This window comes from Pseudomonas sp. Irchel 3H7 (assembly GCF_900187605.1).
Lineage (GTDB): Bacteria > Pseudomonadota > Gammaproteobacteria > Pseudomonadales > Pseudomonadaceae > Aquipseudomonas.
On sequence record NZ_FYEA01000008.1, the window covers coordinates 298,880 to 312,296 of the forward strand.

Sequence of the window (13,417 nt, forward strand, 5' to 3'; positions counted from 1 at the left end):
TCAATCACTCAGTCAAGAACGCCACGAGGGCCCGGGCTTGGCTGAAAGCGTGCCTGGGCGCTCCGACTCATCGGCCAGACTCCGAAGATCGTTGATCTCTCGACGGGTCAGCTCGACTACTTTCTGTACGCGCAGGGCATCAATTGTCCTGCTCAGCTCAGCCAATTCCAGGTTGTAGTGTTCTTTGTCGATTTCACCGTTTGACTGGCGATCCTCAAGCTCGCTGAGCGATTGGTGACGCTGCTCGGCCACCGCGCGGTCGATCGCATTCGTTTCCTGCGGATAACGCTCGTGCAGATATTCGTTCCAGTAGTCGCGCGATGCCATGCTCACCAACAGTGCGTCGGTGCGCTCCGCCTCCAGAATCGATGCCCGCGATTGCGCCAGCATTTGGTCGCTGATCGGCGTGCCGTATAGCATGTACGCCGGTTGCCCGGGCAAATCCACGCCGTCCCCCCAACCGCTGGTCAGGCTGATCCGATAACGCAGACGTATTTCGGCGCGATCATGCCCCTGCCCTGCGGCCTCGGCCAGGGTCTCGACCCTTTCCAGACGAAACAACTGCCGTGACAACCTCAACAAGGCCCGCCCTCGGAGCATCAGTCGATTCGGTGGAATTTCGCGCAAGGCGCGATACACCGCCACCCGCACTTCCATTTCGCTGAAGGTCAGAGTTCGTCCATCAGGACAGGTGCCATGGGACTCAGCGCTTTGGAACAGCAACTCCCGAAGCTCGGTGTTTTCGCTTGCGGCGTCCATGACATCCCACACCCTGCGCGTCAGATCGGCCTGCACAAGCCTGTAGTCGCGGGTATCGCGCAACAGTCGGATCAACTGAAAAAAGCGCTCGTGGCCTGGCTCTTGCGCCAATCGCGCCCAGACACCCCTTCTCACTTCAGCCAATTGCGGTGAAGCCCCCTCGAGCCAGGGATTCAATGCCCTTGGCGCAATGTCGTTGGCCGGGTCAAAGATGTTTTCGGCTGGCAACACGGCCGCATGGGGGTCATGCCCTGCGACGGCGCCATCTTCGCCTTCCACCACGCCACCGTTTCCGGCAATGGGCTGCTCGGCGAGTGGGCTGACGTCGGCGCCAAACAGCTGAGCGTGAATCATCCCGTCAATCTGCCCGCGTGAAATGCCCAGGACATGAGAAGAGGCATTCACGCGACTGAAGTATCTGAGCTGCTGTAACGCAGAAAGTGACAGGTCATCGTTGCCGGACAAATCGGTGCCTGCTACCAGGCGCGAGTGATTGCCATCGAAAAGCGTCTCGGGAAGGTGCGCGATGTTGTTGCTGCGCAGATCCAGCCGGCGCAGGTATCGAGCCTGCAAGACGCCAGCGGGCCAATCGTTCAACGCGTTGTAGCGCAGATCCAGCGTTTCGAGGACGCCGAAGCCGGGCGGGTTGAAGGTTTGCAGAATGTTGTAGCCCAGATCCAGTCTGCGCAGACGGTTATGGCTCAGCAACGGGTAAACACTGGCGCCGCTCGAGAGGTTGCAGTGTTGCATTTCCAGTTGTTCCAGTTCGCGCATGCGGCGCACCGCGCCTGGAAGATTCGCGAGGTCATTGCCACTGATGATCAATGTGCTCAGATCAGCAAAGGCATTCAGAAAGCCATCGGACCCGTGCTCGCTGATTCCCACACCGCGCAGGTTCAGCGTCGTCACCCCAGCAAGTGGCGCATCCAGAGAAGGTAGATCGCCGGTCTGCAGTCCTTGCAACCTAAGCTCCATGGCTTCGCCAGCGGCGCCCGGCGTCAGCCCCTCGAGCCAGGCTTCACAGATGCGCAAAGCCGCGAACGAGCGATTTTGCGCAGTGATGTGGCGCCTGCCAGTGCGCACCTCGCGGGTATACAGCCAGTCATTCAACTGGCGAATCAAGCCTTCACTGGCTTGCTGCCATTGGCTGATTTGCGCGTCTATCTGCACATCGCTGCGTCCCGCTTCACGCAGCTTGCGCAATAGCAGCCGGGCGCGTTCGGGCGTCATGCTCGGGGTCAGGCGCCGCAGGTGCGCCAGCCTCCCCGCCTTGTCCGCAATCACGGCGCCGCGCTCGGGCACGGGTAGCAACAGGTCAGCCAGAGACCAGCCCGTTTCCGCCGGTGGAAACTGTGCCGGCACCGGCTCCTCGGCGAAGCGTGTCAGTGCGCCGTGCCCAAGCCCTTTGGCCTGTTCGATGCGGCGCAAAGCCGTATTCAGGGCGGTCTCGCCTTCAGCACTGAAGACGTTGCCCGTCAGATTGGCTTTTATCAATGCATCGGGATGCGCCAGTGCTTGAGGCGACAGCGACGCTATCTCGTTGTCACGCAAGTCGAGCCAGGACAGCAGCGGCAGACTTTCGGCGCCGGTGGGCCAGGATTGCAGCTTCGTCGAGCGAAGGTTCAACGCCTGCAACCCGGTCATCGCCCTGACATCCAGAGTGTTTAACGGGTTATGCCCCAGATTCAGTACCTCGATGCGCGTCAAATCATTGAATTGCGCTTGCACTGGCGGTGTGACGAGCAGGTTGTTATTGGACAAGTCGAGTTCGGTCAAGGCCGGTAGCTCACTGGCGGTAAACGGCAGTTCGGTGAACGCATTGCCACTGACATCCAGTATTTCAGCACCGCTGAAACCTCTGATAAACCCGCGAGCCTGTTCGACGGGGACGTCGAGCAACCCCAGGCGCAACGTAGAAACGTGGGGAAAACTGCCCGCCGGCAATGACGGCAGCGTGAGGATCTTCTCGAGCGATGCCAGTCCTCCAAGGCTCAGCCCTGACTCAGGCAGGGCAAATGTGGAAAGGTCTGCCCTCACGCCGTAACGCTGACGAAGCGCGCCATTCCAGCTGCTCTTGAGCGCCCTTAAGACGCCGGCGCTGCGTCCGGTCGCCCATTGCCACCGAAGCGCCGGGTTGCGCAGCCCGCCCTGCTGGGACGGAGCGTAGAACTGCGCAAAGATTTCATCGTGTTCGACCCTGAGCTGGTCAATCGCCAGCAGTCTCGCTTCGGGCGTTGTCCAGACCTCATTGAATCTCTGCGGCAGAGGATCGCTGAAGTTCGGCATCACGGCCATGAAGTCCAGTTCTGCGCGGCAATACTCGCTCACCATTTGTTCCAGATCGACCAGATGGCCGAAGGGGCCTGAATAGTTTTTGACGTATTCAAAAGCGCGCCTGAACGCCGCCCGACTCAGTTTCGACCAGTCCAGCGAGAGTCCGGCCCAAAGCCTTTCGTGCCCGCTGTAGAGAGCATCGGGCAGTGTGTCGATCGAGGTACGTGTCAAATCCAGACGCTCAAGCTGTTCCAGCCGCTCGACGTAAGCCGGCCACTGTCGCAATGCGTAGGGGGCGTTGACTTGCAAAGCACGCAAACCACTCAGCGGTGAAAGATCCAGCGCGTGCAGGGTTGTCGAGTCGAATCCTGAATAGTCGATGCGTAACGTCTGCAGAGACGTCAACGCACTGAGCCTGTGCGTAAAACTCTCGGCCAATTCCGGCGCATAGGTCGAAAACCGCAGGTGGGTCAGCCCTGACAACCGACTGACCGCCTCGGGCAATGAGGTGAGTGGTTGAGGCCTGGCGGGCAGTTGACCATAGCTGGGGCCCAGATCCCCCAGGGTCAGCCGGGTGACATTGGGGAACAACGCGATGAAGGCGTCGGCATTGGCATCCGTGATGCCGCTGCCTGTCACCGAAAGTTCGCGCACATGGGGAAAACGCGTGGTGATCACCGGCAGCGGCGTCTCACACACCAGCGACAGACGCGCCGCTTCGGCTGAGTGCTCCGCGAGCGGGCCATTGCGCCAAGCCTCCCTGAGCGCTTGAGAGAATGACCACTGGTGTTGTCCAGCCTGACTGCCAGTCGGGCCGGCCTGCCATTGATCCAGTGTGGCGTTGAGCGCCTCCCACTCACGCCGACGCGTGCCCAGTTCAGTGAAGATTTGCCTGTCGGTCCGGCCGCGCTGCTGGCGCAGAAACGCGTCGGCCTGTTGCGGACTCGGATAAAGCTCCGTCACGCTCGCCGCGACGGAGGAATGCAGGCTGGCGCCACGCCCGCTTGCGTAGTAGCCCTTGAGTGTTGCGCTCACCCGTGTCGGAGGCTTGAACCCTTTGAGTGGCGGCGCCAGCAATTGTGCGGCTTCACGGCGGTGGATATGCGCGTATTCGATGATTTTGCGTTGCAGTTCATGGCTGTCACTGACCTGCGGCAGACCGATCGCCGCACGTGCGTCATCCGGCAGCGCATACATGATCGAGTTGTAGAAGTTGTCGCCCGCCCCGGAAACGTGGTTAAGCAATTCACCGCGCTCATTGAAGGCGAGAAAAAATGCTCCGTTCTTGACCAGGTATCTTTTATCCGGCGCGGTTGTTTCACCGAGACTGTCGAGCAGTGCTCCGGTGGTGCTGCCTTCACGGAGTTCCAGACGCAGGGTCGACGGCCAGCCTGGCAATTGCCGCAAGGCGTGCAAGGCCAATCGTCGGCTGTCCGCTGTTGCAAGGTTGGCACTGCGCAAACCGATAAAGGCGCGGGTCTGGCGTCCTTGACGGGCATGCCAGCGAGCCTCTTCGAGCATTTTCAAAGGCGAGCGCCCCGTCGTATCCATACGCGCCAGCTGTGCTGCAGTGGCATGATCCAGCACATCCTGCGCGGCTGCTTCGCTCAAACCTGGACACTCGCGCTGCAGCAGGCTGACACGCGCATCGAGCGGTTCAGTGCCGTCGTAGAGGCTGGCAAAAATCGCAGGCTGGCGTGTATTGGCAAAACCGGCGAGTTGCTTGCGCAATGCGTCTGCTCTGGCGGAATGGAGTCGCGCCGCATCCCTGCCAAGCAGATAGGTAATCTCGTTTTCGTCCAGCGCCGCCAGAATCCGCGCCGGCATTTCGCCGTTCAACACCTGCGCACGACTGAGCTGGATAACCGGTCGGGGCACGACCCATGGCGGTTGCTTTGCCGCGCCATAGCGGATGGACGGCCCGGACAATTCCGCCGCTTCAAAAACTTCCAGCGCCCGACCGAGTGGCCAGCGCGGCATTTCGGTGACCAGGGTAAGTGCATACAGATAGCGATCATCGATCCGCGCTGCCCCGCTCAACTGTTCGATGACCTGCCCTGCCGACGCATCCGCTTTGAACAAACGCATGGCGTCGAGCCATTCCGGCGGCGGTGGCAAATGATCCAGGTGCATCTTGCGCAAGGTGTTGTCGCTGACACCGCTGATCTGCGTCAGCATCAACAACGCCTCATCCGAAAGGCCCTCGGTCACATGCCCCATGCGCCGCAGCAGTGTCAGCGTGTCCCAGGACATCGGGCGTTCCAGCGTGTGGCGCCAGGCACCCCGGCCGTTGTGCCCAAGGACGGGCTGGTAAGCGTTGGGTTCAGTGGGGTGCCTGAGGCGCCATTGCGACGTCGAGGGATCGAAAAACTGTTCGTAGAACTTATCACCCTGACGGATGTAGGTTTTACCGTCGATAGCGTGTTGCCCCAGGTCATTCGGCCCGGTCGAATCACTCAGCGTGACAGGATGTTCATAGCCGCTCAGATCGGATTTCCACAAACGTGTTTCACCGTTGGGCAATGTCACCGGGTGCAGATCTTCGATCACCGGCTCAGGCTTGACGGCAGCCAGTCGATTGAACCCCGCGCCCGCGCCAGCCATCACAGCGATCAGCGCAAGGTTTTCTGCCACATCCACCAGGTGCGCCTTGGCGGCGTGCTTGTCGCCCTCGCTCCACTCTTTTACGCCTTCGAAGGTTTCGTATAACAGTTGTCCGGCCATGATCACCATCATCACCTCGCCCAACACCGGGACGAACATCGACACCATGTTCAGCCCCAGCAACCCGACCTGCAGCAAGGCCGCCAGTTTGGCGTCGCGCGCCTTGATGTTGACGTCAGCGGTCGGAACCGCATGACTGCGCGCGTCGGCCAATACCCTGTCGCGATGCTGGTCATAGAGATATGTCCACAAATCCGCGTTCTCGGCCCAATGACCATCGCCTTCGTGACGCAAAAGTGAGGCGCCCAGGTAAGGATCAGGATCGGGCTGCATTTCCGTATGCTTGGGTGGCAGCTCCTGGATCGCGATAAACGGGTAAGCCGGGGTAATGACCTCGATGATCCTGCGCCACGGCGACCAAAGCAGATCAGTTGATGCATCGTCAGCCTCCTGTACGAACTGGCTGAAGTAATAGGGGCGCTTGGCATAAGGCAAAAACTGGCTGAAAAACCGCTGATAGGGTGTCGGCTCGGCACTCTGTGCCTGTTGTGCATCGCGAGTGGTAAACAGGCGCTTGAACGTTTCGTCGGCTTGCTGGCCGGAGTAGCGCTTCAGCGGATGCTCGGGATCATTGGGCACATAGAGAATCGTTGCATCGAACGACCGGCGCTTTTCAGCGATCGTGAAGGCGACGCAGCCCACCAGCCTTTCCCCCATCAGGCCCAAGTCATGAAACCAGACGGGTTTGCCTCGCACCCTTGGATGTTTTTCACCATCGACGACGGAAAGAATCATGGCGTGATCTTCTGGCTGAATATCCCCGGCCAACAACGCGCGTTCGGCCGCCGCCCTCAGGGCGGCCTTTTGACTGGCAATGAAATGCTCGCGCAACAGCGTTTCTGCCGCAGTGTCCACCGGGTGGAAAAAAGCCTTGAGATAGGCCTGGTATTTCGCCCCGATGTCCAGGTCGCGGCACAGGCTCAGAAACCCTCTGACCGAGACGTTAACGGGCACTGGCGTGTAAATGCCGGGAGTAGTGGTCTCTACGATGAAACCGGAACTGCGGTGAAAGGCACCGTACTTGCACTCCTGACTTTCGAAGTTGTGCAGAGCCGCCTGCAGCAGCGGCAACTTCAAGACCTCGAAAGAACCGATTTCCGCTTGAAAGATCCCCATGACCAAAGGACGCTTGAGGCATAACAAGGTCTTATCGACGTCGACATCCACCTGATGGCGACTTTTCAACGCTTCAAGCAGTAAAGGCCGGGCAAACGCGTCGATGTCTTTGAAGCTGGACAGGGTGTTGTCCAATTGCACCTGCGCCGTGACACTGCTCTTGAAACTGGCATCCAGAATCTGGCGTTGTTGAGATGACGCGCGCGCGTACCAGTCTGGCATCACCGTCCCCGCGCGCTTGATCGCCGTCCTTCTCGGCTCGCTGGCATCGATCAGCCATTGCGGTACTGCGGCTTCCAGGAACTGCGCGTGGAAACTGTCCGTGGCTTGAGGTCTGGCTGGCCCGTTGTCTTGGGCAGTAAGGGAATTGGGGGACATACATCGCTCCTGTAAATGGAGCGACAGCACACCATCTCTGCCCCGCTGTACTGCGATACATAGTTATTGGCGATCGGTATCAGTTGTAACAAGTCATCTGAATCAAAAGACCGAGGCACCGCTGGCACCTTTGACTATGCTTCAAATGCACGATTTCGAAGGGGGATTTATGGACGATCCAATCGACAACAAACCACCGACCTTCTGGCAGATGCTGCACAGTGTGATGGCGGCGGCGTTCGGGGTGCAGAGCGGCAAGAACCGGGCAAGGGACTTCACCCATGGCAAGCCCAGCCATTTCGTGGTGCTGGGCATTCTGTTCACGGCGGTGTTTGCGTTGACACTATTTGCCATCGTCAAACTGGTGCTGCATTTCGCCGGGGTCTGACGTGATCAGCGCATCAGGGTCTGCAAGGTGAACGGGTAGCGATACGACACCGGTTGCCCCTTGGCCGAGAGCTTGCGGAAATTCACGCCGTAGTTCGGCGACTTGCCCATGGCCAGCATTTGCCGGGCATGCGATTTGTCGATCAATTGCAACAAGGGAATCTGCCGGTCACGGCCGCCGTAGTGATTCAAATCGACGCCCTGCTCAACGTCATGCAACTCGACCAACGCCCAGCCACCCAAGGTGAAATGTCCACCGACCAGTGCGCTCAGGCGCCCGTCAACCAGCGCCTGCAAGGCCGCCGGTGAGGTGTTGACCGCACTGAACAAGGCATTTTTGCCGGCGACTTTGCCGGTCTCGGCGTACGCGCGCATCGCGCCGAAAGCCATTTCATCATTGGCCGACCACACCAGCGACACCTTCGGGTAACGGGCGAACAGCTGTTTGGCCTGCTCATAGGCGCGTTCCTGGTTCCAGCCGCTGTAGACCAATTGCCGCAGACGCATCTGAGGGTGTTCGGCCAGCGCCCGTTGCATGCCACGCTCGCGCAATTGCGCCGAGGGGGTGACTTTCAGCCCGGAGAACGCCAACACTTCAATCGGTTCGGCAGCGGGCGTCGGCGGGTGCAGGCGGATCAGTTCCTTCATCATCAGGTAACCGCCCTCCTCGTCGTTCGGCACCAGACTGCCGATGCGGTCATTCCGTTCGCCGACCAGCGCTTGCTGGTCAGGTGTCAGTGCCGCGTTGACCATAAACAGCTTCACGCCGCTGTTCTCGGCCAGACGCAAAATTTGCGGGGCGACGTATTGTTCGTTGACGAACACCAGGTACTCGGGACGATTCGGCCCCTGCAACGCGACACGCGCCTGAGCCAGGGTCAGTTCGGGCTGGCGTTGGGAGTAGAGAATCTGCAGATCGATGCCCAGATCATGGGCGGCCGCCTGCATGAATTGCGAATAGCTGACCCAGAAGGCTTCCTGCGTCGAACCCGGATTCAAAAACAGCACAGACTCTGCCCGCGCGCCGATCTGGAACAGCGCGACGAACAACAGAAGACTGATTTGCAAAAGCTTGAACATGAAGCATCCGGGCCCAAGGAAAAATGGCCGCGCATTATAGCCCTCGTTCCACCGGCTATTGATGCCTGATCCCGCTTTTGTCCGACAATTTGTCGGAAGCGGGCCCGGATGGGTCGTTTACTGATGGCTGACCCAGAATACCGCTGTTCCTACCACGAGAATGATCAGGAACAAAATGGCCCACGCATCGACACTGCTGTCGCTTTTTCTTGCCTTGGTCGGATTGCTCATTGCATCGCCTCTTGTCGGTTTTATCGGTGATTGCAGAAAGACTCGACCACAGTTAAGACGATGATTGTCCGCACGACAAATGTGGATTAGTTGACAGCGATTCTCGTTAGGCGATTTGGTTCTTTACATATACTCAAACATCACTTTTGCGCATAACTGCAAACGGGTATATTGCCCCGGCTCCGTTAGGGAGTGCGCGGCCGTGCGCGCAGAATTGCAGAGGCACAATCGGACTCCGGCAAGCGAAAACGCAGTGCTACTCCGAATGGCCCAAGCCTGAGAACAGGACTTATATGTACGTATACGACGAGTACGATCAGCGGATCATCGAGGACCGCGTCAAGCAGTTCCGTGATCAGACCCGACGCTATCTGGCAGGTGAGCTGAGCGAAGAAGAATTCCGCCCCCTGCGCCTGCAAAATGGCCTGTACATCCAGCGCTTCGCGCCGATGTTGCGTGTGGCGGTGCCTTACGGCCAGCTGACTTCGCGTCAGACGCGCATGATGGCCAAGATTGCCCGCGACTACGACAAGGGCTACGCCCACATCAGTACGCGGCAGAACGTGCAGTTCAACTGGCCGGCGGTGGAAGACATCCCGGACATTCTGGCTGAACTGGCCACCGTGCAGATGCACGCGATCCAGACCAGCGGCAACTGCCTGCGCAACGTCACCACTGACCAGTTCGCCGGTGTCGCTGCCGACGAAGTGATCGACCCGCGCCCATGGTGCGAAATCGTCCGTCAGTGGACTACATTCCACCCGGAATTCGCCTACCTGCCGCGCAAATTCAAGATCGCCGTCAACGGTTCGACCGCTGACCGTGCGGCCATTGAAGTCCACGACATCGGTCTTGAGCCGGTGCACAACGCCGCCGGCGAACTGGGTTTCCGCGTGCTGGTCGGCGGTGGCCTTGGTCGTACGCCAGTCGTTGGCGCGTTCATCAACGAGTTCCTGCCATGGCAGGACCTGTTGAGCTACCTCGACGCCATCCTGCGTGTCTACAACCGCTACGGCCGTCGCGACAACAAATACAAGGCGCGGATCAAGATCCTCGTCAAGGCACTCACGCCTGAAGTGTTCGCACAGAAAGTCGATGCGGAAATGGAACACCTGCGCGGTGGCCAGACCACACTGACCGACGCTGAACTGCAGCGCGTGGCCAAGCACTTCGTCGACCCGGACTACAAGGCGCTGGACAACCAGACTGCGCAACTGGCCGAGCTGGACAAAGAGCATCCGGGTTTCGCCCGCTGGCGTACCCGCAACACCCTGGCGCACAAAAAGCCGGGTTATGTCGCCGTGACCCTGTCGCTGAAGCCGACCGGCGTTGCCCCGGGCGACATCACTGACAAGCAGCTCGATGCCGTCGCCGATCTGGCCGACCGCTACAGCTTCGGTCAGCTGCGCACCTCGCACGAGCAGAACATCATTCTTGCCGACGTCGAGCAAAGCCAACTGTTCACTCTCTGGGGCGAACTGCGTGAAGGCGGTTTCGCTACGCCGAACATCGGCCTGCTGACCGACATCATCTGCTGCCCTGGCGGTGATTTCTGCTCGCTGGCCAACGCCAAGTCGATCCCGATTGCCGAGTCGATCCAGCGCCGCTTCGACGACCTCGACTACCTGTTCGACATCGGCGAGCTGGACCTGAACATCTCCGGTTGCATGAACGCCTGCGGTCACCACCACGTCGGCCACATCGGCATTCTCGGCGTCGACAAGAAAGGCGAAGAGTTCTACCAGGTCTCCCTCGGCGGCAGCGCCAGCCGTGATGCGAGCCTGGGCAAGATCCTTGGCCCGTCCTTCGCTCAGGAAGCCATGCCGGACGTGATCTCGAAGCTGATCGACGTGTACGTTGAACAACGTACCGAAGACGAGCGCTTCATCGACACCTACCAGCGTATTGGCATCGACCTCTTCAAGGAACGCGTCTATGCAGCGAATCATTAAGAACAACGAGGTCGTCGACGAAACCTGGCACTTGCTGCCCAAGGATTTCAACATCGACGAGATCAGTAACTGCGACGATCTGATCGTTCCGCTGCAACTGTGGCGCGAACACAGCCGCATGCTCAAGGCTCGCGACGGCGGTCTGGGTGTATGGCTGGACGCCGACGAAGAAGCCGAAGAAATCGGTGAAGACGTTGCCGAGTTCCAGGTGATTGCCCTGAACTTCCCGGCGTTCACTGACGGCCGCAACTACTCCAACGCCCGCCTGCTGCGTGACCGTTACGGTTTCAAAGGTGAACTGCGGGCGATTGGCGACGTGCTGCGCGATCAGCTGTTCTACATGCACCGCTGTGGTTTCGACGCCTTTGCCGTGCGTGCGGACAAAGATCCGTACGAAGCCCTGGAAGGTCTCAAGGACTTTTCGGTGACCTACCAGGCTGCCACCGACGAGCCGCTGCCGCTGTTCCGTCGCCGCTAAGTCTTCTGGTTTAGCGCGGACAAAAAAACGCCGGTCATGTGACCGGCGTTTTTTTATGCCTGCTCGATTTACCAGAAACGCTGCTGGGTCAGGCGACTCCACCAGCTCAACAGTACGCGATCAACCGAACCGCTGGCGGCCATGCCAATGCGCTCTTGCAGGCTTTTGCGCTCGGCATAGTGCAGGTGATAGACCTCGGCCTTTTTCGCTCGGTCTGCGAGGTATTCATCGCTGGTCTTGAGCTCATCGACCAATTGTTTATCCAGTGCTGCGACGCCGAGCCAGACTTCACCAGTGGCGACATCGTCGATCGCCAGTTGTGGACGGTAGCGGGCGACGAAGTTCTTGAACAACTGATGAGTGATGTCGAGGTCTTCCTGGAACTTCTCCCGGCCCTTCTCGGTGTTTTCGCCAAACACGGTCAGAGTGCGCTTGTACTCACCGGCGGTGAGGACTTCAAAGTCGATGTCGTGTTTCTTCAGCAAGCGGTTGACGTTGGGCAACTGCGCAACCACACCAATCGAGCCGAGAATCGCGAACGGCGCGCTGATGATCTTCTCGCCGATGCACGCCATCATGTAACCGCCGCTGGCCGCGACCTTGTCGATGCACACGGTCAACGGCACGCCGGCTTCACGGATACGCGCCAGTTGCGAGGACGCCAGACCGTAGCTGTGAACCATGCCGCCACCGCTTTCCAGACGCAGAACCACTTCATCTTTGGGTGTGGCGAGGGTCAGCAGTGCAGTGATTTCATGGCGCAGGCTTTCGGTGGCCGAGGCCTTGATGTCGCCGTCAAAATCCAGCACGAACACCCGTGACTTGGTCTCGGGCTTGCTCTTCTTCTTTTTCTCGCTTTTCTCCGATTTGGCCTCGCCCTTGCGCAGGGCCTTGAGCTGATCCTTGTCGAGCAAGGTCTGCTCCAGGCGTTCGCGCAGGCCCTTGTAGAAATCATTGAGTTTGCTGACCTGCAACTGACCGGCCGATTTGCGCCGGCCCTTGCTGCGCAATGCAGCAAAACTGGCCAGCACCACCAGAATGGCGATCACCAGGGTGACGGTCTTGGCCAGGAAGCTGGCGTATTCGGTGAAAAACTCCACAGAGACTCCTTAAACGATGCGCGGATTTCAGACACACGCGGGATGGCTCCAGCATACCCATGCGCCGGCTTGTCGGCCAGCCGTGAAACCTCTGGCAACACCCCTGTAACGAGCATTTCAAACAAGCGTATGTTTTTTCATTGACAGCTACCCGTCATCCTCATAACCTCGCCACAACCTTCAACGTACCGGGATGACGCGGACGTGGGCAGCATCTACTTGATTCGACATGGCCAGGCCTCCTTTGGTGCAGACGACTATGACGTCCTCTCGCCGACCGGTGTGCGCCAGGCAGAAATCCTCGGTCAGCACCTCGCTGAACTGGGTATCAGCTTCGATCGCTGCCTTGCCGGCGACCTGCGTCGTCAGCAGCACACGGCCACCAGCGCGCTGGCGCAATTCGCCGCCAAAGGTTTGCCGGTGCCGACGCTGGAAACCGATTCCGCTTTCAATGAATTCGATGCCGACGCGGTCATCCGCGCGCTGCTCCCGGACATGCTGGCGGACGAGCCGGAAGCGCTCGACATCTTGCGCAACGCCGCGCAAAACCGTGGCGAATTCCAACGCATTTTCGCCCTAATCATCGAGCGCTGGCTGGCCGGTACTTATGACACACCGGGGCTGGAAAGCTGGCTGGGGTTCGTCGAACGCGTTCAGGCCGGGCTGCAGCGGATTCTTGATCTGGCCGATAAAAACCAGAAAATCGCCGTATTCACCTCCGGCGGCACCATCACCGCCCTGCTCCACCTCATTACGCAAATGCCGGCTAAACAGGCTTTTGAATTGAACTGGCAAATCGTCAACACCTCGCTCAACCTGCTGAAGTTCCGCGGTCGCGAGGTGGCTTTGGCCGCCTTCAACAGTCATGCACATCTGCAGCTGTTGAAGGCTCCGGAACTCATCACTTTTCGCTGAGTCCGGTTAACTGTGAACCTTGC

At 59.4% G+C, this 13,417-nt stretch carries 7 protein-coding genes; 4 read left to right on the forward strand and 3 right to left on the reverse strand.

Translation table 11 applies throughout. From position 1 onward, the window contains the following. Window positions 1–12: 12 nt before the first annotated feature. Window positions 13–7,251, reverse strand: coding sequence for an NEL-type E3 ubiquitin ligase domain-containing protein (locus CKW38_RS17420; RefSeq protein WP_095113378.1), 7,239 nt, complete (start codon window positions 7,249–7,251; stop codon window positions 13–15). Window positions 7,252–7,420: 169 nt separating this feature from the next. Between CKW38_RS17420 and CKW38_RS17425 the strand changes: the two genes are divergently transcribed. Next, complete coding sequence (locus CKW38_RS17425) at window positions 7,421–7,639, forward strand: DUF2970 domain-containing protein (RefSeq protein ID WP_007912583.1); 219 nt, start codon at window positions 7,421–7,423, stop codon at window positions 7,637–7,639. Between the two features lie 5 nt (window positions 7,640–7,644). Here CKW38_RS17425 and CKW38_RS17430 read toward each other — a convergent pair whose 3' ends face one another. Further along, window positions 7,645–8,718: an ABC transporter substrate-binding protein gene (locus CKW38_RS17430; protein ID WP_095113379.1), complete on the reverse strand. Its 1,074-nt coding sequence runs from the start codon at window positions 8,716–8,718 to the stop codon at window positions 7,645–7,647. A 524-nt stretch (window positions 8,719–9,242) separates the two neighbouring features. Between CKW38_RS17430 and CKW38_RS17435 the strand changes: the two genes are divergently transcribed. Then, window positions 9,243–10,901, forward strand: a complete 1,659-nt coding sequence (locus CKW38_RS17435; RefSeq protein ID WP_007912574.1) for a nitrite/sulfite reductase — start codon at window positions 9,243–9,245, stop codon at window positions 10,899–10,901. Next, entirely contained in the window at window positions 10,885–11,379 is a 495-nt protein-coding gene (locus CKW38_RS17440) for a DUF934 domain-containing protein (protein ID WP_007912572.1), read from the forward strand. The genes CKW38_RS17435 and CKW38_RS17440 overlap by 17 nt, the downstream gene beginning before the upstream one ends. Before the next feature lie 68 nt (window positions 11,380–11,447). On the opposite strand, the gene sohB is transcribed toward CKW38_RS17440, so the two are convergent. Beyond that, on the reverse strand, window positions 11,448–12,479 hold the full coding sequence (gene sohB, locus CKW38_RS17445; RefSeq protein ID WP_007912571.1) for a protease SohB: 1,032 nt from the start codon (window positions 12,477–12,479) through the stop codon (window positions 11,448–11,450). Window positions 12,480–12,683: 204 nt separating this feature from the next. Here sohB and CKW38_RS17450 point away from each other — a divergent pair, with 204 nt between their 5' ends. After that, window positions 12,684–13,394, forward strand: a complete 711-nt coding sequence (locus tag CKW38_RS17450) for a histidine phosphatase family protein (protein WP_007912569.1) — start codon at window positions 12,684–12,686, stop codon at window positions 13,392–13,394. Window positions 13,395–13,417: the final 23 nt, after the last annotated feature.